Origin of the sequence: Aerococcus sp. Group 2, from assembly GCF_905125285.1 — a bacterium.
In the GTDB taxonomy this organism is placed as follows: Bacteria; Bacillota; Bacilli; order Lactobacillales; family Aerococcaceae; genus Aerococcus; species Aerococcus urinae_E.
The window spans coordinates 167,373-192,020 of sequence record NZ_CAJHPA010000002.1 but is presented as its reverse complement, the minus strand read 5'-3'; the positions used below and the strand labels follow the sequence as shown (position 1 = coordinate 192,020).

Sequence of the window (24,648 nt, the reverse complement as noted above, 5' to 3'; positions counted from 1 at the left end):
TTTATCAAGGGGTGATGGCATGCCAAGTAATTTACAAAGTATTAAGGCAGGCTTAGAGGAAAATATTGGTAAACCGATCCAAGTAACGCAACAGACAGGGAGAAAGCGGATCACTATCCGTAATGGGATTTTAAGTGATACCTTTCCAGCCGTATTTGTTGTTGAACTCGACCAAGATGAAAATCAGTTTGAGCGCGTATGCTATAGCTATACCGACTTATTAACTGAAAGCATCGAAATTGAGTTTCCCTAATATTGTGCGTAATTAGTGATTGAGAAGAGGTGTAAGCAGCATGCAAAACCATGCTACTTACACCTCTTTTCTTTATCCCTTGCCTTCTCAGTTGAGGAATCAAGTAGTCATGTTAAAATAAGAATAATTAGACCAGTAAAAGAGAGGGGTGAAGCAAGATGGCTATTCGAGAAAAAGCTTTAGCTAAGATTAATCTCGCCCAAGATATCTACTATCAAGCAGAGGATGACTGCTTTTACTTTGATATGGTCATGGCCTCAGTTGACCTGGCTGATTACCTGGTCATTGAGGAAAACGATAGTGGTGAGATTTTTATCCGCTCTAACCAACATTTTCTGCCCCGGGACCAACGTAACCACGCCTACCAGGCCGCTGTAAAAATGAAGGATCTTGCCGGAGTAGATCGGGGCGTAACCATTTCTATCCGCAAGTATATTCCGGTTTCAGCCGGACTTGGGGGCGGATCGAGTGACGCAGCGGCGGTCATCCGCGGGCTAAATCGCCTCTGGCATTTGGATTGGTCCCTTGACCAACTCATGGATATTGCCGTAACCATTGATAGTGATGCTCCCTATTGTTTAAGAGGGGGACTGTGTCGGATGACCGGTTCGGGAAGCAATTATGAACCCTTACCGTCCTTACCTTCAAGCTGGCTGGTCCTAGCTAAACCTGCTTTTTCCATTTCCACCCCAAAGATGTTAGCTGCCTTAAAAGACCATCCCCAAAAGCTTTCCACCCATGCGGGTCCAGTAACCGAGGCCATTAAGAACGGAGATTATCAACAAGTGATGGCAGAAGTCGGCAATTCCCTAGAGGCCATTACTTTTAGTTATTATCCCAAGTTAAAGGCCTTAAAGGAACGGATGCAAAATTTCGGCGCCCAAGGGGTAACCATGACAGGGAGCGGGTCGACCATTATTGGCTTTACCCGCCAGCAACAACAAGCTAAGCGGATTTATAATGGCCTAAAAGGCTTTTGCGAAGAGGTTTATATAGTTAGAATGAATCAAAATCTCAGAAATATTAGTTAAGATTGCTTGCTTTTATTGGGGCTCACCTGGGGCAAAAGCCCCAGGTTTTTTATTTTAAATAGGAGAGATTATCTTGCGGCTGGCGATGATGTGTGCTATATTAAATCGTAAGAGTTACGATTTGCAAGGAGGCTTTATCATGAAAACGATGATTAAAAAGATAGGCTTTTGCCTAAGTCTGCTGGCTTTACTGGTCAGCTTTGGTTGTAGCCAAGGCAAAGAAGCGGCAGATAATAATGGTAAGGGCAAGTTAACTGTGATGACCAGTTTTTATCCCATGCAGCTATTAACCCAAGCGGTAGTCGGTGACCAAGCTGATGTCCAGGTGATGATATCAGGAAAGCAAGAAGCCCATCACTTTGAACCCAGTGCCAAGGACATGGCCCGCTTACAAGAGGCGGATGTCTTTGTTTATAACAGCGATGATATGGAGGCTTGGGTAGAGAGTAGTTTAAATAGTATTGATACGGACCAGGTGAAGGTGGTCGAGTCAGCTGATAATATTGAACCCATTTCGGGAGCGGTCGAAACAATTGAAGGGGAGGTCCTAACGGCTGAAGATGACCACGATCATGATCATGACCATGAAAGCGACCATAACCATGAAGAAGGCGGCCTCCATGTCCATGAATATGATCCCCATACCTGGCTTAGTCCTAAAAATGCCATGATCCAGACCCAAGCCATTTGTGACGCCATGAAAGAAGTTGACCCTGACCAGGCTGAACTGTATCAAAAGAATACCGATGCCTTCCTGGAGAAGTTGGAAGCACTTGACCATGACTATCAAACTGCCTTTTCTAATCATCCCGACCAATCCTTTGTGACCGCCCATGCCGCTTTCGGGTATTTGGCTGATGAATATAATTTAAAGCAAATTGCTCTAACAGGAGTGAGTGATGATGCGGAGCCATCACCACAAGCCATGGCAGGGGTGATTGATTATATTAAACAAAATAATCTGCCGGTGATTTATTTCCAAGAAAACACCTCATCCAAACTCGCAGAGACTTTGGCGGCGGAAACTGGGGTTAAGGTTTCCAGTCTCAATGCACTCGAATCAGCCAGTTCTGACCAGCCGATTTCAGGCGATACCTATATTAATTTGATGCGGGAAAACCTCGAGCATTTAAAATTAACCATTAATTAGATAGGAGGCTAGCATGCATTATATCCAAGTAGAAGACTTGCGCTTTTCTTATGATAGTGAGCCAGTTCTCAACAATATCAGCTTTACCGTTGACCCCGGTGAATTTGTGATCTTAACTGGGGAGAATGGGGCAGCCAAGTCCACCCTGTTGAAAAATATCCTGGGTCTACTACAACCGGACAAGGGAAAAGTGACGATTAGTAAAAACAATATTTATGGTAATAAATTACAAATTGGCTATGTTCCCCAGATGGTGGCTAGCTTCAATGCTGGTTTTCCCAGCACAGTTTATGAGTTTGTCCTCTCAGGCCGTTACCAACAAGATCGTTGGTTTAAACGCCTGACTGATGAAGACCATGAACACGTTAAGCGGGCCCTTAACTCAGTAGGCATGTGGGAACAGGCCCAAGAAAAAGTGGGGGAATTATCCGGCGGTCAGAAGCAACGGATTGTCTTGGCTCGAGTCTTTGCCACGGATCCTGACTTATTTGTCCTGGATGAACCTACTACCGGGATGGATAAGGCCTCACGGGAAGAGTTTTACACTTTATTGAAACACAATACCCGCCGCCATGGTAAAGCTATCCTCATGGTGACCCACGAGGATATCCATTTACAAGATTATTTCGATAAACACATTCATCTAACTAGAGAGGAGGGGTCACCATGGCGCTGTTTCAGTATGACTTCATGGTCCGAGCCTTCATCGCCTGCGGAGCCATAGCTTGTTTTGCTCCGGTATTGGGTTTATTGCTTATTTTAAGAAAACAGTCCCTGATGTCGGATACCCTGGCTCATGTTTCCCTGGCCGGGGTGGCTTTAGGTTTCTTATTAGGGGTGGAACCGATCTATACGACCATTTTAGTGGTGGTGATTGCGGCCATGGCTTTAGAATACCTCCGCCGAGTTTACAAAAACTATTCGGATATTTCCATTGCCATGTTAATGTCGGGTGGTATGGCCCTGGCCTTACTGTTAATGTCACGGGTCGAATCAGCCAGCAGTATCGAGGCCTACTTATTCGGGTCGATTGTCACTATTTCGCCTGTACAAGTCCGCTTATTAATTGCTTTAGCAGTTATTGTTCTCCTTGCTTATTTCGCCTTTAAGCGGGTCCTCTATGTGGAAGCCTTTGATGAGAGTATTGCCTATACTTCGGGCTTACCTACGCGCTTGATTTCCATGGTGCTTTCGATCGTGACTGGGGTAGCTATTTCCATTATGATGCCGATTGCTGGGACCTTGTTGGTCTCTTCCATCCTGATCATGCCAGCGGCCATTGCTATGCGCTTGATGAAGAGTTTTGATAGTGTGATTATCCTAGCAATTATTATTGCCTTAGCGGGTATGTTTTCGGGTCTGCTGATTTCATATGGCTTAGACACCCCTCCAGGAGCGACCATTGCCTTTATCTTTGTCTGTCTTTTTGCCTTGGAAAGTATTGTCTTACGCTTGGTAAAAAGATAGAGAAAACGGTTTTATGATTACTCCAATAATAAAACGCCCATTGTTAAGTGATGGGCGTTTTCCTATTGTATAAAAACAATTATAGTAAAAAACAGACTTTCGGCGGAAATTTCTTGAATTTGTTCTGATTTTGCTTATAATGTAATAAGCTAGCAAGTAAAGGAGTACAAGTATGAAAATGAAGCGTAGTCATCGTTTAGTCGATATGACCCATTATTTGTTGAATAACCCTTATCGAACGATTTCCTTACCCTTCTTTGTTGACCGCTATCAAGCAGCCAAGTCATCCATTTCTGAAGATGTCGGCATTATTGCTGAACAATTTAAGTTATCTAATATTGGTATTGTTGAAACTATTGCTGGAGCCAGTGGTGGTGTTATTTTCCGCCCTAAAGTGGAAAAAGACAAGGCCATGGAGTATATGAATCAATTAACCGCTAAGTTGACTGATAAGCAACGCATTTTACCGGGCGGTTATTTCTATTTTTCTGACGTTTTAGGCAATCCCTATGATTTACGTCATATTGGTAACATCATCGCTTCCGCTTATTATGGACAGTCCATTGATGTGATCATGACCATGGCAACCAAGGGGATTTCTATGGCCCAAGCAGTCGCCAATTTCTTAAATGTTCCCTTTGTCATCGTTCAACGGGAAGCCCAATTAACGGAAGGGTCTACTGTTTCAGTGACCTATGTGACGGGAAATGACGAAGTGAAAAAGATGGCCTTGACCAAAAATAATCTCTCGGCCGACCAAAACATTTTAATTGTTGATGACTTTATGAATGGGGGCGGTACCATGAATGGGATGCTCAGTTTAGTAGAAGAATTTGACTGCCATACCATCGGAGCTGTGGTCTTTGGGGAGGCCGATAATCAAAAGAACTATATCGATTATCCCTATAAGTCCCTCATCAAGGTTAAAAAGACAGCTGATAATTTAGATGTAGCGGGAATTGAATTAGGGTCCTTGTTTGACTAGGGAGAATAATTAGCAATGTACTGTTAGGACAAAGCTTTCTAAAGTTTTATTTAAAACAATTAGAAAGTCTTGTCCCTTTTTTATTTTACTTCTAATATAGGGTATAATAGTGACTTGATGAAGAAAAAGGAGACGAAGTGATGTCAAAGAAGCAACCCTCTTCAGCAAAGAGCGTATTAATAAATTCTGGAATTTATTCGATCACCTCGATTTTGCAAAAAGCGATTGGATTTATTTTACTTCCTTTATATACTTTATACCTTACTCCTGAAGACTATGGGATTGTTGGTGTGGTTAATTCATTGACCCAGGTATTAACCTTATTGTTCACTTTTTCTTTAAATAGTGCAGTCCAACGTTATTTTTACCGCTATCGGGAAAATTGGCCCCAATTACAATCCTTTTACGGGACCATTATGCTCTTTATTATGGGTAATAGCCTCTTTTTAGGGGGCTTAATTATCCTATTTAAGGATATCCTGGTTGAACCCTTTGTTGATGGGATCGCCTTTTTTCCTTATATTTTTATGGGGATCATTACCGTTATTGTTAATCCGATTTATAATATTTATCAAACCTTATTGCAAACCATGGAACAAGCCAAGGCCTATGCCATTAACAGCTTGCTCAATTTTGCCATGATGGTGGCTTGTAATATTCTCTTTATTGTTGTGTTCCAATGGGGAGCCACTGGGCAATTATTAAGTTACTTGATCACTGGCTTTACTTTTGGTTTGTATGCTTTGATTAGTTTATATCAGCGTGGCATCATCCGCTTTAACTTCCAATGGAACTACCTGAAAGAGGCGCTTTCTTATTCGATTCCGCTCCTACCGCATTTGATGTCGACCCAAATTGCTGATTTCGTCTCACGACTATTTCTCAACAACCAGGTATCAACTGCCAGTGCTGGTCTCTATACCACAGCCTCACAATTTATGTTAATTATTGATACCATGCAATATAGTGTCAATTCAGCCTATGTGCCTTGGTTCTATAGCTTGATGGATTTGGGCGATCAGCACAAGAAAAAAGCTATTCAATTTGCAGATGTTTTGAGTCGAATTTATTTAATCATTAGTTTGGGAATGTCCTTATTTATTAAGGAGGTTATCCAAATTTTTATTGCCGATGGCTATTTACTGGCTTGGACTCTGGTTCCTATCATACTGGTGGCTTATCAAATTCGTTCAGTCTACCTCTTCTACGTCAATACACTTTTCTATAATACCAAGGCGACCAGGTATATTTTCATTGCTACCTTGTCAGGGAGTTTACTGAGTGTCTTGTTAACCGCAACACTGACCCAGTACCTAGGACTCTTAACCCCAGCCATCGTGCTTTTGATTCAATGGACCGTAATCGCAATCATTATTTATGTCCTTTCTAGAAAAATTGAACCCGTCAATTTTAAAATCAAAAATATGTTGCTTTATATTGCTATATTAGTTCTGGTAAGCGGAGTGGGCTTGTTTTACGATATTGCCCACCCAACTGGGCCACTGATTTGGCAAAATCTTCTCTATAAGATCGTTCTCTACCTAGTGACTACTATCGTACTCGTCTATAGAGAAATTCCTACCATAAAGGCCTTGTTCACTGATTTTATTGGCAAAAAATTAAATTCAGGAGATTAAATTAATGAAACATGCAATTGTTGCTTGGACACCGCTTCATATTATCAATAGCCTTAATATCTGGAAGAATTGCTTATCTGGGGAAGAGCTGACCCTCTTTATCTATAACGAATTCGCTAATGCTGATTTATTAATTGATATAAGCAAGAAGTTAGGCCAGGGCTTAGAAGTGATTAAAATCAACCATCAGAATTTAGGCGGGAAATTGGCGAAAATTTCTCGTCTTTATTGGAATAAGAACTTGATCCCTCTAGATGATTTTGACCATATTTATTTACCGGGGGATAATTATTTTGGCCGCCTTCTCTATAGCAGCCTCGCTGCTAAAGGTCATGATTTTCACTTGCACTATTATGAAGACGGTATGGGGATTTATCTGGGCGCCAAACCCATAGAAATTAAAAATGCCAATGATGCCTTGCAAAAGAAATTGAATAAGCATTCCATTTTTCACGGCCAATGGGAAAATTGTTATACCTACCAACCAGACTTGGTTCAGTGGCATGATTTCTCAGGAGACTTGATAAAAATTCCTGCTCTTGACCAAAATAATCCTGCTTTTCCCTTGATCAAGGCAATCTTTTCTCAAGCCTATGATGAAGAAATAAGTCAAGTGACTGAGGGAAGTGTCATTTATTTTGACCAGCCCTTCAAAAAAGATGGGACACAAATCGATGAATTGACCTTGTTTAACCACTTAAAAGCAATATGTGATGCCTTAAATATTAGGATCTACGTGAAGTTACATCCTCGCTCTGAAGCAAATAAATATGGTCGAGTGAATTATTTACAAACCACCATGCCCTGGGAGATCTTTCTCTTGTTTGTAGACCATTCCCACTTGACCTTAGCCGCAGTGAATTCAACTGCGGTATTCTCACCTTACTTACTCTATCAACAAAGGATGCCGATTATTATGTTGGCCGGCCTGGTTGATCATGCGATTGGGGAAAAGGTGGATGAGCCGACTAAAATGATTTTAACCAATAGCTTGTCCATGGCTAAAAATTTCAAGGAAATTTATGGACCTTTGTTGCAGGTGCCTGAAAACAGCAAGCAGTTAGAAGACTTATTATATGAGATTAAAATTAAAGGAGATCAATAGCTCAATGAAAGAATATGCTAATAAAATCTTTTCAATAATTAATAATGTTCATTTATTTAAAATAATTACTTTGATTATTAATCTTATATATGCAGTTCCTAGCAGTTTTGATATCGAGAACCTTCCCATGAAGATTGTTTTTGTCTGGGGGATTTACTTATTGGCTAAGGACTTCTTGACCAGGCGAATAATGTTTAAGCAAAAGTTTTGGCCTTTTTTATTTGCCTTTTTAATTTCTTTTGCAATTTCGGTCCTCTTGAATCTGACTTATCAATTCCCTGATTCAGCTATTAACTGGTTCTATGTGGCCCAAACTTTCTTCCTGATCTATGCCTTTAATCCTAGTGAAGATTACCAAACAAGTAAAAAATGGATGGCAAGATTTAACGACATCTTTATCGGTATCGTTTGCTTTTTGGGTTTTGTTTCCCTATTGCTCTTTGCCTTTCACATTCGCTACTGGGTTTTAGATGGTACTGGGATTAATTGGATGCGGCAAGGTTTCACTGAAAATCGTCTATTTGGCCTTTACACCAGTCCTAACATGGGGTCGATTATTGGTGTGTTAAGTGTTGTAGCTAGTTTAATGAATAATATCTTGAAGCGGTCAAGTTGGAAGAGCTTCCAGCCATTCTATGTTTTTAATGCCATTATTCAATATTTATATTTTGTCCTAGCTAGTTCGCGGGGCACCACGCTAACCCTCTTAACTGCTGGCTTAGTCATCACCTGCTATGCCATTTATCGTCTCTTTGTTAGACACCAAGCCAACTTAAAAAGCCTTGGCAAGGTTATCCTAGGAGCAGGGCTGGGGCTCTTTCTCTTTGTCGCTGTGGAACATCAAGCGGAAAGCATTTTAGCTTATATTCCAGCAACGACCCAAACAGCTGCCCGCTTAGTTACTGGGGAAATCAGTTGGAGTGATTTGAGACATGGTGAGAGCAAGACTGGGGGAAATAAAAGTACAGTTATCGCTCCCGTAAGTATTCAACACGATGAAGGGGACGCTGAAGTTTCAGCAGGACGTTTTACCATTTGGCAAGCCGGGATTAAGGCGGCTGCACAAAATTTCTTGTTCGGTTTAAGTGACATTGACTTATACCGCAATATTAAAGACCAAGAAGCTACCGCCCAGGTTGATTTGACCAAGCTCACCACCTTGGATAGAAGCGAGATCAAACGTGCTAGAGGAAACATGCATAATACCTATATTGCAGTCTTTACTAAGGCTGGTTTTGTCGGCTTAATTATTATTGCAGCCTTTGCGCTATTCTATTTAATTTATCATGTAGGCTATCTGATGACAGCAAAGGTTGATTTCAGTGATGCCAACAATCAATTATATGCCTTAATCTTAGTTACCATTATCGCCTTGTTGGCTGAAGATATGGTGGAAAATCATATCTTGTTAGCCAACCGCGATACCATTGGCTTAATTTTTTGGACCTATGCCGGCTTCCTTAATGTCCACCGTTCCCAATTACAAGCACAAAAAAGCCAGGCAATCAATAAAGATCTAAAAAGTAAATTTATAAATATTATTTCGCCTTATTGAAGCTAAAGACTAAAAAAATTATAATAGTAATAATTTCTTTAGTCTAAGCACATATCAGGATCAAACTCTAGGTGAAGAAGGGTAATATAATGAACAAAAAAGCTTTATTTATAACCAGCATTTTAACGGTTTTGCTCTTAGGCTTGGCTGGAATTCTATACTATAACCACCATATTACGGTGGCCAAAGTTGAAAAAGAAGTTAATGAAATTTATTTTAATAATAAGCATGACTATATCAATCCGAATTATTCTTTGGAGGATTTAGAGAAGGTTAAATATGATAGTCGCCACATCTATGGTGACCATGCTAAGGAATTACAAGAGCTCATTGATCGGGCGATTGACAAGCGGAAGGCCATTCAATTCCTGAATGACTCTGTTCTTGATGATAAGCCGATTATTGAAGGCAACCAGGTCAACAAGGATTGGGTCATTGAAGATGGAGTTTCTGCTGAAGAGGTTGATAAGAAAAAAGATCGCTTTAATTTCGACTACTCAGACAAGTTAGTGGAAGATTTAAAAGCTAACTATGGACTTTTACAGCAGGTGGCCCAATCGAATGAGACGATTGAAAATAAAATTGATCATTTGCCAGAGAAGTTTATGATTGAAAGCTTAGATAAAGACCTTGATGCTTTTAACCAGGTTGCTAAGGAAATATCCAATTATATCGACCATACCAATAAAGAAGGTCAAGCTGACCTCTTTAAAAAGCGCTTAATGGACTACGCTTTATCAGTAAAAGAACAGACGGCTAACCAGGATGGCTATAGCAAGTCCCTAGAAAAATTACTTAAGCAGGATGAATTAGCCAGTGTGCTGACTGGGTCGCCAGTGGATTATCGGCCTTTAGTTGCTATTACTTTCGATGATGGTCCGGATGATAATGTCGAAAATGCCATGGATATCTGTGAACAATACGGCATCAAGGCAACCTTCTTCTTACAAGGAAATAATACCGAAAAGAAACCAGAATTAGCCCGCGAGATCGTTAAACGTGGCCACCATGTGGCAAACCACTCTTATGATCACCCTGATTTTGCTAAATTAACAGATAAGCAAATTTTAGACCAAATTAATCGTACTCAAGATATCATTAAACAAGCAACGGGAGTAACGCCGAAATTATTTAGAACGCCTTATGGCCAAGATCGAGCGCGGACGACTCAATTAGTTGCCCCCTTAAAACCTTGTTATTGGAATACCACATCCAGAGACTGGCAATTAACGGACCCCGATGATATCTATGATATGATCATGAAAAATATGCAACACCATTCTGTTATTTTACAGCATTCTAGGTATACGGCGACAACCGATGCCTTGAAGAAAGTGATTCCGGAACTGAAGAAGCGGGGCTATGTGTTTGTCTTTCCTGAGCAAATCCCTGACATCAAAACTTGGAATCATAACTAAAGAAAGATAACTTAATCGGAATGTCTGCTTATTTTAATTGGAAAATAAGCAGACATTTTTATATTTACCATAGCGTTTAGATTAGAAAGGGATTCCTATGTTCAATCTATTTTTATTTATCTTGTCGACCTATGGCTATGTCTCTTGCTTAGAGAAGCGCTTAGCCGTTTCGCCTTATCTGTCTTGGATCTTAGTAATTGCTGGTCAAAGTTTGACTATCTTTGTCCTGGCCCTATTGAACTTATTGCAACCGGCCATGTATCTTATTTATTACTTGGGTTTTATCCTATTAGCTGTTTATCTATTTCAGCAAAGTCGCTCTAGCCAGGAAAGTTTCCTTGACCTTTTCAAAAGAAAATTTTCCTGGATTAGCCTTATTTTCTTAGTGACTTTTTTTATCTGGATATTTTTTATGAAGGATATGCCCCTTATTTTTTGGGATAACTTTTCCCATTGGGGGCTGATTGTTAAATTTTTCTTCAATGAACAGCGCTTAGCGACTGATCTAGACAAGATTATCTACTATCGGTCATACCCACCGGCAGTTTCTCTATACATCAATTATGTGGTTAATTTTCTGGGTTATAGCGAAGGTCATATGATTATCGGCAATTTTATGGTCAATTTAGCTGCCCTCTATGCTTTTTTTACCCCCTTTAATGTCAAGAAAAATAAAATCACCGGCTTTTTGGTTCTCTTTTTAATCGCAGTCTTTTATTTAATGGATGACCACGTTAAAATGTATAATTTGCTAGTGGATAACTTGCTGGCTTATCTGACCTTGGCTGGCTTTGCTGGTTTATACCACTATCGGGAGAATAGAAAGATTAGTTCGCTAATTGTTATTATCCTTGCTGGCTTCCTAGGCCTGGTTAAGGGGAGCGGGGTTTTCTTTGCCGTCTTACTTATTGCTGTTTATTGCTATTATTTGACCAAGTACGACAAGGCTAAAGAGATCTTTTCTTTAAAAAAATATTTACCTGTTTTACTGAGTCTACTTCCCTTTGTTATGTGGAAACTCTATGTAAGGTTAATGTATGATACCTCACAATTTCGCCATAGTGTCCACTTTGATTGGAGCCAACTACATGATAAGGCCAAAATTGTGGCTAAATTTATCCTTCAAAGTTTGGACCCCTGGACGCCTTCAACTTGGGGACTGGTTTTGATAGTAGTCTTAGTTTTAGTGATGCTTTTAGTGACCGCCAGAGAGAAGAATTTGCAGAAGCGGCTAATGACTTTTTCTGGAATTCTTTTTGCCGTGTTGTTTGTTTACTATTTGAGCACCATGGCCATGTACTTGACCGCTATGCCAATGGATGAAGCAGTCAAATTGGCTCAATTTGACCGTTATACCCTGACAGGGGTTTTTGTGGGACTAGGAAGTATTAGTCTAGTGGCGATTAAATATTTTGAAAGTCGAGTCGAGGACAAGAGCGATCATTCACTTTATGGCAAGAAGCTCATCTATAGCGGACTTATTGGCATTTATTTTATCAGTTTGGCCTATGATTTAGTTGATGCCGCTATTGAAAAGCGCAACTTCATCAGTGACTCTATTCCCTATGAATATCAAAAAATGGGCATTGATAACCATAATTTAAACAATAAAAAGATCTTAGTATTGGCCAGTGGTAAGTGGAATACCGATAATGCCGGCAATTTGTACCTCTACACCCCCAATACTCATCTCTATAAGGGTAATCCAGACGTGGTTAAAAATTATGACCAGATCCTGGTTTTAGATAATAAGGAAGCGACCCAGACTTGGGTCAAGGAATTGACTGACCAACACTTAGCTCCGGGTTTCTACGACGTGAAGGATGTTGTCAATGAAAAACTTATTCAAAAATAGGTCTAAAATATTATTAAGACCATGTTGACCAGTGATTGCTGACTTATTGATATGCTATAATTAGTCCTATAAAGATCCATTATAAAAAGGAGTCAAGTGATGAATATATTAGCTGTTATACCAGCACGTGGAGGCTCTAAAGGAATTCCACGCAAGAACGTGAGAATACTTAATGGGCATCCGTTAATCGCTTATGCCATTATGAATGCTCAAAATAGCCAATATCAGATGGATGTCTGTGTCTCAACGGATGATGAAGAAATCGCCCGCGTCGCAGAAACTTACCAAGCTGAAGTGGTATGGCGAGGAGAAAATTTATCAAGTGATGCAGTCACCTTAGATCCAGTAATTTATGATGCTTATCAGAAGATGGAGGCTAAGAAGGGGGTCCATTATGACCTGATTATTACCCTGCAAGCGACTTCACCGCTCTTACAAATCAAAACCCTGGACCAAGCCATTGGCAAAATGATCAATGATCCAGCTATCGACACCTTGATCAGTGTGGTTAACCACCCGCATTTATCTTGGACAGAGGATGATTCAGGCAATATTATTCCTAATTACAAGGAGCGACTCAATCGCCAATATTTACCAGCTAACTATTCTGAAACTGGCGCTTTTCTGATTACCCGTGACCATGCCATAGAAGAAAATTCAAGGATAGGCCAACACTTAGCTGTTTTTCAGGTTCCCGAAGCGGAGTCGACCGATATCGATACGGCTCAGGATTGGTGGGTGGTTGAAAATGAAATGAATAAGAAAAATATTCTTATTCGTGTAGAGGGTTATGCCGAAATTGGTTTAGGACATGTCTACCGTGGCTTAGCCCTAGCTTACGGCTTGATCCATCATAAGGTCCACTTTGTGACTAGTCAGCAATCGAATCTGGCCCAGGAAAAATTAAAAGCCAGTCATTTTCCCTACACAGTAATCAATTCTGAAGAGGAAATTCTTGATCTGATCGACGAATATGATGCTGACATTTTAATTAATGATATTTTAGATACGTCTATTGATTATATGCAAATGCTCAAAAAGCGCGACCTGCGTATCATCAATTTTGAAGATATTGGCCCAGGAGCTGACCTCGCTGATGCGGTTATTAACGATCTATATGCTCCTCAGAAAAAGGGTAGTCAATATTATTGGGGAAGCCCCTATTACATCATTCGGGATGAATTCTTAATTAATTCTCCTAGTGATTTTCATGAAGAAGTGAAGAATATTTTTGTGATTTTTGGTGGGGTGGATCCTAATAACTTAACCCAAAAAGTATTGGAGGCTATTCCCTTTGTCGAAAATGCCAAAGACATTCAATTTACCATTGTTGTTGGCCCTGGCTATCCTTACTTTGAACAAGTGAAGGACCAGGCAGAAAGTATGCCATACGCTATTGATGTGATTCAAAATGTCAAAGTCATGTCTGATTATATGAATAAATCGGATATCGCGGTTTCTTCCCAAGGACGGACCATGTTAGAGTTAGCATCTATGGGAGTACCAACGATTCTCTTGGCTCAAAATGAGCGGGAATTGACCCATGAATTTGGATATTTATCCAATGGCTTTATGAACCTAGGTTTAGGTCAGGCCATCGATAGCCAATCCATTGGGCGGACTTTGAATTGGTTGATTGAAACACCACAAATTCGTCAACAAATGCACCAACAAATGTTAGCCAATGATTTACGTCATGGTTTAGATCGTGTATTAAAAATTATTTTAGAGTAAGGAGATTAAAATGGGGATTCATGAAGTATTAAAAGAACAGGGATACTATGTGATCGGAGAAATCGGAGTCAATTACTATGATATTGCCAAAGAAAACGGCACGACTCCAATGGAAGCAGCTAAGTTAATGATTGATAAGGCAAAAGAGTCGGGTATGGATGCGGTTAAGTTTCAAACCTATAAGGCCGAAACCATTGCCTCAAAATTCTCACCTTCCTATTGGGATACCAGTGAAGAAGCGACCACCTCACAATATGAGCTTTTTAAAAAATTCGATTCTTTTGGCTATGATGAATATAAGGAGTTAGCTGACTACTGTAAACAAGTAGGTATTGAATTCTTCTCAACGGCTTTTGACTTTGAGTCAGCGGATTATCTATATGACCTGATGGATATTTATAAAATTTCTTCATCAGATTTATCCAACCTGCCTTTTATTAAATACCAAGCAGAAAAAGGAAAAACTATCCTCTTATCAACCGGGGCTTCAAGTATGGATGAAATTCACCAAGCTGTTGAAACCATTGAATCCACTGGCAATAAGGATATTGTCATTATGCACTGTGTCTTAGAGTATCCAACCCCCTTTGAAGACGCTAACTTAAACGTTATTTCCAGTCTGATTAAGGAATTTCCTGACTATGTGATCGGCTACTCTGACCATACCCGTCCGGATCCACAAATGGATGTCGTCAAAACGGCTGTGGCCTTAGGGGCTAAAGTTATCGAGAAACACTATACTTTAGATAAGACCTTGCCAGGTAATGACCATTACCATGCCATGGACCCTGACGACATGAAAGTCTTGAAAAAAGGCCTCGAATTCCAAATGAAGGTAAGAGGGCAAGCGGTTGCTAACTTAGAGGCTCAAGCAGCGGCTCGGAAAAACGCACGACGTTCTATCGTCCTTACTCAAGATGTCAAAGCAGGAACAATCTTAACTGAAGATATGCTAACCTTTAAACGTCCTGGTACGGGAATTGCTCCTGGAAAGGTGAAGGAAGTTATTGGTAGAAAGGTTAACCAAGATCTTGCCGAAGACACGACTTTAATGGAAGATATGTTAGAAAAATAGTATAGATGTTGATTGATAACCTAGGGTTTATGCTAAGGCATGACTTTAGGTTTTTTGTTAATAGAGGAAAAGTATGATTCAATTAATTTTATTTACACTATCAACTTTTGGTTATGTTGCTGGCGCCATCCGATTTTTAAAGCTTAATAAATATTTTTCCTGGATTTTGGTCATGATCTCCCAAAGTCTTTTCTTATATTTAGCGGCCTTGGCGAACTTATTGTTGCCTGCTCTGTGGGCGACTTATTTATTAGGCTTTTTCTTGCTCATTTTGATAAGCATTGAGTATTGGAAAAATTCTCGTGGAAAGGGAAATTTTTTAAGGCTGTTTTTTTCGTGGGTCAGACAAGGGACTGCCTTTCCTGAAATTATTGCCTTAGTGGCGATTTTAGGTTGGTTTCTTGTTATGAAGGGGATGCCCCTGATTCATTTTGATAATTATTCGCATTGGGGCTTAGTGGTCAAATACTTGTTTACGGAGCTCCATTTACCGACAGATATTGACCAGCTGATTTATTATCGGTCTTATCCACCAGCTACTTCCCTTTATATCAGTTATTTTATTTATTTCTGTGGCTATAGCCAAGCCAAGATGATCATGGGTTTCTTTCTCTTTAATATGGCTTGTCTGTATTCTTTTTTTGGCATTCTGACCAAACCTGCCAATCGCTTAAATGCGGCCTTAATTGCTTTATTGTGGGGAATATTTTTTATCTTAGACAATTCAGTCAAGATGAATAATTTATTAGTCGACAATCTCTTGGCCTATTTAACCTTAGCGGCTGGTATTTATGCTTTTCGCTATCGAAAACACTTAGGCTATTTAATCACCGGGACGCTATTGTTTACTAGCATGGTCAACCTGACTAAGGATAGCGGTTTATTCTTCAGTTTGCTTATTGTTTTATATGTGACTTACTTAATCATTAAGAATCAGAATTTAATCAGAAAAGATAAGCTCAAGGCTTTTGCTATCCTACTTCCTGGTGCCTTTTTATCGAAGTTAACCTGGTCTCTCTATGTAAAATTTAATTATGACCTATCGGGCTTTAAACATAGTAGCCATTTTAACCAAGAGAGCCTTGAATTAGTCAAGCAAATTGGAAAAAGCTATTTAATCAAGCTATTAGATCCATTAATTCCAGCAACTGCTGGGATTATATTAGCCTTTACTCTCTTACTGATTCTTAGCTTATCTTGTCTTTTGACTAAAAAACACCTCCTTACCATGAAAAAACTGTGTTTAGCCATGGGTCTTACTTATATCATTTATTTCCTGGGAGTCTTTTTTATGTACGTGAGCTCCATGCCCAAAGATGAAGCCCTACGTCTCGCTCAATTTGACCGTTATGCTATGACCATCGCTTATGTCTTACTTGGAACAGTTTTTTTAGTAGGGGTTTATTATTTTGATAAGGTTTTTCAAAGGGGAGCGAGTGACTCTCATTTCATCAATATAGTGACCTTATTCTTAATGGTGATCTACCTGGCGGGACTGGGTTCTGATTGGTTAATTGCTGAACACGAGACCATTGCCTTTAAAGATCGCTCGATCCCTTACCAATACGAAAAACTTGGCTTAGAGCAGATGAGCTTAAACGATTCACGGATCCTTGTTTTTACCTCGGGAGGTTGGAAAACAGATTTTGCCGGTCGTTATTATTTATATACACCAAACACCAAGATTTATAACGGAGACCCAGCCATGCTGAAAGATTATGATCAAGTATTGGTTCTTGATGAACTCCCGCAAACTAAAAAGTGGGAGAAAGAACTGACTAAGAAAGAATGGCCTGTTGGTCTGTATACAGTTGATCGTTTCCTTAATGGCAATTAACTTTTAAAGTTATTGTAAGAATCAGTCAAATTCCTATAAAATCAGCTTTTCTCTTGATCAGATATGATATAATTCATCTGTTACTAAAGCGTCAGGAAATGGAGTAATAGAAAATTATGTTATTAAGTGTAATTATTCCAGCTTATAATGTCGAAAGTACCTTGCAACGTGCGGTCGATAGTGTCTTAAGTCAAAGCATGAAGGATTTTGAAGTGATTATTGTGGATGATGGTTCCACTGATGGAACCGGTCCACTTTGTGATGCTATCGAATCCCAAGATCAAAGAATCAGAGTCATACACCAAGCCAACGGGGGCTTATCTGCAGCGAGAAATACAGGCATTAGTCAAGCCCAGGGGGACTATTTGGCCTTTCTTGATTCTGATGATGAATATGTTAATGATGTTTTTTCCTTATTTTATCGGGCCTATCAAGAATACCAAATGGACTTGTTCATATTTAATTTTGAACGGGTTTCTGGTGACCAAGTCACCCCTAAGAATGCCATCCGTCAGCAAATATTTAAGAGCCAAGAAGCGGTTAGGGTCCTCCACCAATATAATGGTTTAGATTTCTATGCTTGGAATAAGATCTGGCACCATTCCCTCTTTGATGAGATGAGATACCCTCTTGATACCCTTTATGAAGATATGTATGTGAGTTATCTGGGGGCTAAGCAAGCCAACTGTGTGATTACCACAGATAAGGTTGGCTTAAAATATTACGATAATCCTCTAGGGATCACTGCTCAAACCTTTTCTCCGGGACAGTTTGATAATGTCACTGAAAGGGTAAAGATCTTGGATGATGTACTCATTCATTTCCCTGAATTAGCTCAGGGGGCAGCTCGGCGTTTATTTGATAGTTTCCTAATCGTGGCTTACCAACTTTCCCAGTGCGAAGATAAGGAAATGAAGAAAAAATACCACAGCCGCTTGCTTGAGCTCCTTAAGCAATACCAGCCCTATTTTAAGGATAATGAGGAAATTTCCTGGCAAAAACGGCTAGCCTGGTCGCTCTATCAAGTATCACCAAGTCTGTATAGCCATTTATATCGGATGTATTTAAGTTAAGGGAGGAAGAAAGCAGTGAATTTTACAGTGCTGATGTCTTTATATCATAAGGAAAACCCGACTTATTTACGGCAATGCTTGGATAGCCTGGTCAAGCAAAGCCTGCCAGCTGAAGAAATATTAATTATTAAGGATGGCCCCTTAACTGAGGAACTCGACGCTATTCTAGACGACTTTCAAAAACGTTATCCCAAGCAAACCACCATTCAGGCTTATCCCAAAAACCGCGGCCTGGGTTTGGCCTTACAAGATGGCGTTCAATTGGCCCGTAATGAATGGATTGCCCGGATGGATACCGATGATATTTGCCGGGCGGATCGTTTCGAAAAACAAATCAATTATCTTAAAGAACATCCCGAAGTCGAGTTATTGGGTAGCGATGTCTTTGAATTTGACCAGTCGCCAAAGGAACCAACTGCCAGAAAAGTCGTGCCCCATAGCTACCAAGATATCCTGGGGTATGCTAAGCGGCGTAATCCCTTCAACCATATGACAGTGATCTATAAAAAATCAGCTGTCCTAAAAGCAGGCAATTATCAGCCGTTAAAAGGTTATGAAGATTATTATTTATGGGTAAGAATGTTAAAAAATGGGGTTAAGGCTGCCAATTTAGCCGATACCCTAGTTTATGCGCGTGCAGACCAGAATATGTTTAAAAGACGGGGCGGTTGGGACTATTTTGTCGATGGCAGTAAGGCCTACCAAAAAATCTACCAGGTTGGCCTGGCCAGTCCGCTTGATTGGCTAATCCGTATGGGCGGGCAGGCTGTATTTAATTTAGTCCCTAATTCCCTACGCCAAAACCTCTATAAGAAAATACTAAGAAAGTAGGTTTCTGATGTTAATCTCGGTCATTATTCCGGTTTATAAAGTCGAAAAAACACTAGAGAGAGCGGTAAACAGTGTCTTAGATCAAAGCTACCCGCATTTGGAAATTATTCTGGTGGATGATGGCTCTCCTGACAATAGTGGGGATATTGCTGACCAGTTAGCTAAAAAAGACCCCCGTATCCAGGTGATCCACCAAGCTAATAAAGGCTTATCGGGAGCAAGAAATACCGGTATCGCAGTAGCTAGCGGAGACTATCTGGCATTTTTGGATAGTGATGATTGCTATGAGCTTGACCTATTTGAACACTTTATGGCTAGTTATCAGGAAGAACGCCCCGATTTATTTATTTTTAATGTCAAACGCATTGGAGTAAAATCCCAAACGGTAAAAGAGTCAAAAGAGATGCTTTTGACCTCTAGCCAAGCAGGGATCGAAGCCATGCTAGATTATTCCGGGATCGATTTTTATGCTTGGAATAAGGTATACGCGAGACAGCTTTTCCGTGGTGTCCGTTTTCCTGAAGGTAAATTATATGAAGATACAGCGGTATCCTATGCGACCATGAAAAGGGCGACCAGGATTATGACGACTTCTTATGTAGGGATTAATTATTATGAGAACGAGGAAAGTATTGTGGCTCAGTCATTTAATCCCAAGCAAATGGATAATGTGACGGAAAGGGCGCGCATGTTAGATGACGTTCAGGTCAACTTTCCAGACCTTACTGCTAAGGCAGGAGCGCGCCTATTTGATGGCCTCCTATCTACAGCCTATAAAATGGCTCAAGTCAGTCCCTTCAAGCAAGTAGGGAGTTCTTATCAGGACCTATTAGAAATTGTTAATCATTACCGCCCTTATTTTGAGGGAAATGAGGAAATTGACTGGAAAAAGCGCTTAGCTTGGCAATTATTCCGCCTAAATCCCAAACTTTATGCTAGAATGTATCAGTGGTACTTAGGAAAGTAATTTTCTAAGTAGCCACTCGATATGATTGATTCAATTTGCCCTCGTAGCTCAGTGGATAGAGCAATCGTTTCCTAAACGATGTGTCGGAAGTTCGATTCTTCTCGGGGGTGTTTTATTATAGGCAAAAAGGTCGTTGTTATCTGCTATAGGTAGTTAATAAGGAGATTAGAACGTGTCAACCAGTGATATTACAATTATTATTCCTGCTTTAGAACCGAATGAGAAGTTAATAGCACTCTTAGAGTCCATTCGCAGACAAGATTCAGATAATTTTACAATTATTATCGTTAATGATGGCTCTTCTGCTGACTATGATTCCTATTTTAAGCAAGCGCATGAAGACTTTGGTGCCATTGTCTTAAAACATGAGGAAAACTATGGCAAAGGGCGTGCGCTGAGAACGGCTTTTGACTATATCCTTCACCATCTGCCTGACTGCCAAGGAGTCATTACTATTGATTCAGATGGACAGCATACCTATGCCGACATGATGAAATGTATTGACGCCTTTCAGCAAGACCCCAGTGCCTTAGTTTTAGGCGTTAGAGATTTTCAAAATGAAGTGCCCTGGAAGAGTCAATTTGGTAATCGCTTAACTCGCTATATTTTAAAAATGGTTACCGGTATTTCCTTAACCGACACTCAAACGGGGTTAAGGGTGATTCCTAAAACTTATTTGGCCAGACTTTTGGAGATTTCAGGCGATCGCTTTGAATATGAATTAAAGATGATCATTGATGCCGCTAAGCAAAAAATTCCAATTAAGGAAGTGGCTATTGAGACCATCTACCATGATGATAATAAGGGGAGTCATTTTAACCCGATCAAGGATTCCATTGCTATTTACAGCGTCTTTTTAGAATACATGGCTAATCAGACCTATTTTTGGAAATACATCCTGTCTTCGGTCTCGTCCTTTGTGGTAGATATCCTTTTATTTCATCTCTTTTCTGTACTCTTGCCGCAAGCTGCAAGTACTCTGACCATTTACTTAGCGACAATCATTGCCCGGACCATTTCATCGGTCTTTAACTACACCTTGAATCGTTTTCTCGTTTTCAAGCAAGAATCCAAACAAAGCTTTATCAAATATGTCAGCTTGGTCATCGTGCAGATGTTCTTATCCGGAGGTTTAGTGTCTCTAATAAGCACCATCATGCAATCTCAAGCCACGACCTTTATTAAGATATTTGTCGATTCCATGCTCTTCTTGTTGAGCTACTTCATTCAAAAACATTTCATTTTTAAGAGTAAATAGGATAAAGTGCGACAAGCGCAAGAAGAGGGGTCTGCCTCAGAAAAGCGCTGGCATACAAGCTTATTAAAAAATAACCGCGACCAGGTCTTCTTCTGGTCGCGGTTATTTTAGTTGTTAATCCAATTCTTGACTTCTGGAATTTGATCAGCAAAGACAAAGGTATAGCCCTGTTTTTTAAGTTCAGGGATATATTTTTTCATGGCTTCGGCAGTTGCTTTGATGGTGTCGTGATGGAGGATAACGGCATGGTTGTGGGCTTGACTTAAGACACGTTGGGTGATTTGCTTAGTATCCATGGACTTCCAGTCTTCAGAATCGATATCCCAATAGATACCGGTTAAGTCTGGCCTTAAGCGAGCAATGCGCTTTCTTTGAGCACCGTGGGGGTTACGGATATATTTAGGACTGATGCCGGTGGCTTCTTTAATGGCCGCTTCCCCTTGGCTAATTTCGTCCACAACTTCTTTATCTCTTAAATTAGAGAAGTAAGGGTGGTCATAGGTATGGTTGCCAAGTTTATGACCTTCAGCTAAAATTCGTTGACTCACTTGAGGGTACTCTTTAACATGGTTGCCTTGTTGGAAGAACATGGCTTTGATCCCATATTGGTCGAGAATATCTAGGATAGCTCCAGTATTTTCGGAAGGGCCATCATCAAAGGTTAGGGCGATCAACTTACGGTGGTCAATCGGGCTCCCGGTCAGGTATTGGCCCAGCAAGGGTTGGTTTAATAGTTGATTTAAGACATCGTCTTTGAGAGGCGGATTAGCTTGAATCAGGCTCTTGGCGTAGATTTTGGTTTTATTAGTGATTGCTTGGAGGCTATTCTTGAGACGAGGTTGACCTTCGATATTTATCGCTGTATCCTCGAGGATTTGACTAATTTCGTTAAATTTCTTTAAGTTAGCATTAATTTGATCAGCTTGAAAACTGGTAGGCAGGTCGTTAAGAATTGATTGGAGTTTATCATCTAATTGGACAATTTCTAAGGCGTTTTTATAATGAATTTTTAATTCATCGGATAGGGCATCCCCCACTGAGAAATCAAAGTGGGGAGCTAGCTTTTTGAGGTCAGCCAAGCTAACACTATTATTTAGAATATCACGAGGATTCACTTTATCTCCAACCACAAAAGCCTCTGAATCATCATGTTGGTAGATTTGGTCAACGGCTTGGATAGCTGCTTGCTTTTGTTCGACGAGGGCAATTTCTTTAAGAGCTTTTTCTTTCTTCTCGGGCGCTAATTTATTGGCATTGTCTTTGGCCGCCTGGATCATATCTTCGTCAATCTCAGGGTTTAAATAGGCATGATCGTCATCAATAAAGAGAGCATCCATGGTGATAGTACTTTGGGCTTGGTGCTTTTTATTGATTAGGTGGTGACGATATGAAAATAGGCCTAAGGTTAATAAAATAATGCTAAGTAAAGCAAGGATAAGAACTTTTGATTTAGCTTTCATGATAATCCGTTCCTTTTTAATTAATGCTTTATATTATAACCATATGCCGTTAAAAAATATGAAAAAATTATGAAAAATAAGGCAAAAAATATTAAAGAAACTTAAGTAAATGAAACAAAAACCAAAAAGGCGAAATTAGATTTCATGTCTAATTTCGCCTTTAATTCAGAAAGAATATTATTTGTTAGCTTTTTTCTTATCAGCTTTGATTGGAATGGTTTGGGAGCTCTTCTCATAGGCCATATTTTTAAAGTCAAAGAGAAAACCTTTGTCTGAGTAAGGCGCTTGGTTGATGACTTCTTCTCTTGAGAGATAGCTGTAATCGCCTTTAAGAATAGGGCTTGCGATCTGATGTTTTTGGATCAATTGGTCAGCTTGACTTCTGTCTTCGTCAGATAATTTGCCACTAGCACTCTGCTTCATTAACTCTTGGAAAGCTTCCAGATCATCTCCCCAGGCGTTTTGGTAGTTTGGAGCCGTATAAGGGAGGTAGAGCTCACTATTGGAATAATTATCGTAGGCTTGTTGTTGACTGAGATAAAGATCAAAATCTCCTTTTTGGAATCGCTTCATCAAGACTTTTTCCGACAAGGGGAAGATATTAATAACCAGGTGAGGGATTTTGCTTTCCCATTGTTTTTGTAAGTCTTTGGCTATTTTTTGCGATAGGGCGTTGTCATCGGTAATCAAGTCCAGTTCAATGGCCTCGAATTGATAATCCTCTAAGAGCGCCTGCATACTTTTTTCATTGTCAAGAGCAGTTTTTTCTTGGACTTGACCCTCGCTTTGGGGATCTAAGGAGTAGCTGTTTTGTAAACTAGGAAGAGTGTCAGTTAGGGCCTGCCGGTCGATATTTTGTGCCAGGAGATCTCTTAGGCGCTGGTCATTAAGAATATTCTTCTTTCCGGCTTGATTAATATGGTAGAGGAGATTTTGGCTAAAAGGACGCTTTAATGCGGTCCAATCCTCTTCCGGTGTGCGACTAATCAAAATATCCGTTAAGCGTTGTTGGTAGGATTTTTTAGCTGTTTCAGTATTTTTGACATATTGGACACTGAGTTTTTCAGTGGGATAGTCCGTCCAATTGTGGTATTCTTCGTTGCGGTCATAGGTCCAAGTATCCCAACCGCTCTCCCAAGCGCTTAAATTGTAGGGGCCATTACTCAAAGTATTGACTGATTTTTGCCCGTAGAGGTCATAGGTAATTTGACCGATAAAGTTTTTCGGCAGGGGGAAGAGCGCTGGAAAGGCTAGGGCTTGTTTGAGGCTCTTATCATCCATGTTAGGATCTTTTAAGGTGATTTTTAGCCGGTGGTCATCTAAGGCTTGGACATGGAGTTGATCGACACCTACTTCGCCACTTGATACGGCGGAGGCATTATCGATTAGGGCTAACAATTTATAGGCATAAAAATTATGGTGTTCAGGATTAACTAATTCTTGCCAGGCATAGACGAAATCGCTGGCAGTTACGGGATCATTATTACTCCATTGGGCTTCTGGTTTCAAGTAGATGATAACATCCTTGTCATGACGCTCAATCTCTCCGTTACTTACCCCTGGACTGATAGAACCATCTTTTTCTAAGCGGAAGAGACCTTCGCCCACCATATTCATGGCACTAAGTTCATAAGCCGTTTGCAGCTTATTGGGGTTTAGGGATTTTAATTTATGAGTAGTCGTAAGTCCCAAGGCTTCACGGGGATGTTGGGCTTGTGGTTCCACTTTTTCCTCGGCCTTTGTCTCTGGCTTTTTAGGATCAGTGAAGCGGATTTGGTCACAACCGCCCACAAGAACCAGTGAGCCTCCTAGAAGGAGTAAGGGAATGATTTTCTTTTGCATAATATACCTCTTTATTCCATGATGTTCATATTCTAGCATGACTAAGATGCACTCGCAATTTCTCCCGGTTTAAGGAAAGCTTAAAAAGCCATAAAAAAGACTGGGGTTTTATCCC

At 40.2% G+C, this 24,648-nt stretch carries 20 protein-coding genes and 1 tRNA gene; 19 read left to right on the top strand and 2 right to left on the bottom strand.

Annotation, left to right across the window (positions count from 1 at the left end; translation table 11 throughout):
* The first annotated feature begins 19 nt into the window (after positions 1 to 19).
* The 19 genes from JFU01_RS03245 to JFU01_RS03155 all read left to right on the top strand — a co-directional run bounded on the left by JFU01_RS03245 (position 20) and on the right by JFU01_RS03155 (position 21,231).
* Entirely contained in the window at positions 20 to 253 is a 234-nt protein-coding gene (locus tag JFU01_RS03245) for a Veg family protein (RefSeq protein WP_013668576.1), read from the top strand.
* Positions 254 to 411: 158 nt separating this feature from the next.
* Complete coding sequence (gene ispE / locus JFU01_RS03240; protein WP_195855939.1) at positions 412 to 1,284, top strand: 4-(cytidine 5'-diphospho)-2-C-methyl-D-erythritol kinase; 873 nt, start codon at positions 412 to 414, stop codon at positions 1,282 to 1,284.
* A 139-nt stretch (positions 1,285 to 1,423) separates the two neighbouring features.
* Positions 1,424 to 2,434, top strand: coding sequence for a metal ABC transporter substrate-binding protein (locus JFU01_RS03235; RefSeq protein ID WP_195855940.1), 1,011 nt, complete (start codon positions 1,424 to 1,426; stop codon positions 2,432 to 2,434).
* A 13-nt stretch (positions 2,435 to 2,447) separates the two neighbouring features.
* Positions 2,448 to 3,158 (top strand): metal ABC transporter ATP-binding protein, encoded by a 711-nt coding sequence (locus JFU01_RS03230; RefSeq protein WP_060777778.1) that lies wholly within the window; start codon positions 2,448 to 2,450, stop codon positions 3,156 to 3,158.
* Positions 3,101 to 3,901: a metal ABC transporter permease gene (locus JFU01_RS03225; RefSeq protein ID WP_041706198.1), complete on the top strand. Its 801-nt coding sequence runs from the start codon at positions 3,101 to 3,103 to the stop codon at positions 3,899 to 3,901. The genes JFU01_RS03230 and JFU01_RS03225 overlap by 58 nt, the downstream gene beginning before the upstream one ends.
* Positions 3,902 to 4,073: 172 nt before the next feature.
* Complete coding sequence (purR, locus tag JFU01_RS03220) at positions 4,074 to 4,886, top strand: pur operon repressor (protein ID WP_060777780.1); 813 nt, start codon at positions 4,074 to 4,076, stop codon at positions 4,884 to 4,886.
* A gap of 140 nt (positions 4,887 to 5,026) precedes the next feature.
* Positions 5,027 to 6,523 (top strand): lipopolysaccharide biosynthesis protein, encoded by a 1,497-nt coding sequence (locus JFU01_RS03215; protein ID WP_195855941.1) that lies wholly within the window; start codon positions 5,027 to 5,029, stop codon positions 6,521 to 6,523.
* Positions 6,524 to 6,527: 4 nt separating this feature from the next.
* Positions 6,528 to 7,628 (top strand): polysialyltransferase family glycosyltransferase, encoded by a 1,101-nt coding sequence (locus JFU01_RS03210; protein WP_195855942.1) that lies wholly within the window; start codon positions 6,528 to 6,530, stop codon positions 7,626 to 7,628.
* Positions 7,629 to 7,632: 4 nt separating this feature from the next.
* On the top strand, positions 7,633 to 9,183 hold the full coding sequence (locus JFU01_RS03205; RefSeq protein ID WP_195855943.1) for an O-antigen ligase family protein: 1,551 nt from the start codon (positions 7,633 to 7,635) through the stop codon (positions 9,181 to 9,183).
* An 89-nt stretch (positions 9,184 to 9,272) separates the two neighbouring features.
* Complete coding sequence (locus JFU01_RS03200; protein ID WP_195855944.1) at positions 9,273 to 10,601, top strand: polysaccharide deacetylase family protein; 1,329 nt, start codon at positions 9,273 to 9,275, stop codon at positions 10,599 to 10,601.
* Between the two features lie 97 nt (positions 10,602 to 10,698).
* A complete protein-coding gene (locus tag JFU01_RS03195) occupies positions 10,699 to 12,456 on the top strand; it encodes an ArnT family glycosyltransferase (RefSeq protein ID WP_195855945.1) in 1,758 nt (585 codons plus the stop codon).
* A 99-nt stretch (positions 12,457 to 12,555) separates the two neighbouring features.
* A complete protein-coding gene (locus tag JFU01_RS03190) occupies positions 12,556 to 14,190 on the top strand; it encodes a cytidylyltransferase domain-containing protein (RefSeq protein WP_195855946.1) in 1,635 nt (544 codons plus the stop codon).
* A gap of 10 nt (positions 14,191 to 14,200) precedes the next feature.
* On the top strand, positions 14,201 to 15,265 hold the full coding sequence (locus JFU01_RS03185) for an N-acetylneuraminate synthase family protein (RefSeq protein WP_195855947.1): 1,065 nt from the start codon (positions 14,201 to 14,203) through the stop codon (positions 15,263 to 15,265).
* A gap of 73 nt (positions 15,266 to 15,338) precedes the next feature.
* Entirely contained in the window at positions 15,339 to 17,102 is a 1,764-nt protein-coding gene (locus JFU01_RS03180; protein WP_195855948.1) for a hypothetical protein, read from the top strand.
* A 116-nt stretch (positions 17,103 to 17,218) separates the two neighbouring features.
* Positions 17,219 to 18,175 carry a glycosyltransferase family 2 protein gene (locus JFU01_RS03175; RefSeq protein ID WP_195855949.1) on the top strand — a complete coding sequence of 319 codons (957 nt, stop codon included), beginning with the start codon at positions 17,219 to 17,221 and terminating at the stop codon, positions 18,173 to 18,175.
* A 15-nt stretch (positions 18,176 to 18,190) separates the two neighbouring features.
* Positions 18,191 to 19,006, top strand: a complete 816-nt coding sequence (locus JFU01_RS03170) for a glycosyltransferase (protein ID WP_198434181.1) — start codon at positions 18,191 to 18,193, stop codon at positions 19,004 to 19,006.
* Positions 19,007 to 19,013: 7 nt separating this feature from the next.
* Complete coding sequence (locus JFU01_RS03165; protein WP_195855951.1) at positions 19,014 to 19,973, top strand: glycosyltransferase family 2 protein; 960 nt, start codon at positions 19,014 to 19,016, stop codon at positions 19,971 to 19,973.
* A 37-nt stretch (positions 19,974 to 20,010) separates the two neighbouring features.
* Positions 20,011 to 20,083: transfer RNA gene (locus JFU01_RS03160), tRNA-Arg, on the top strand.
* A gap of 62 nt (positions 20,084 to 20,145) precedes the next feature.
* Positions 20,146 to 21,231: a bifunctional glycosyltransferase family 2/GtrA family protein gene (locus JFU01_RS03155; RefSeq protein ID WP_195855952.1), complete on the top strand. Its 1,086-nt coding sequence runs from the start codon at positions 20,146 to 20,148 to the stop codon at positions 21,229 to 21,231.
* Positions 21,232 to 21,338: 107 nt separating this feature from the next.
* On the opposite strand, the gene JFU01_RS03150 is transcribed toward JFU01_RS03155, so the two are convergent.
* Positions 21,339 to 22,691, bottom strand: coding sequence for a polysaccharide deacetylase family protein (locus JFU01_RS03150; RefSeq protein ID WP_195855953.1), 1,353 nt, complete (start codon positions 22,689 to 22,691; stop codon positions 21,339 to 21,341).
* A 177-nt stretch (positions 22,692 to 22,868) separates the two neighbouring features.
* A complete protein-coding gene (locus tag JFU01_RS03145; protein ID WP_195855954.1) occupies positions 22,869 to 24,533 on the bottom strand; it encodes an ABC transporter substrate-binding protein in 1,665 nt (554 codons plus the stop codon).
* Positions 24,534 to 24,648: the final 115 nt, after the last annotated feature.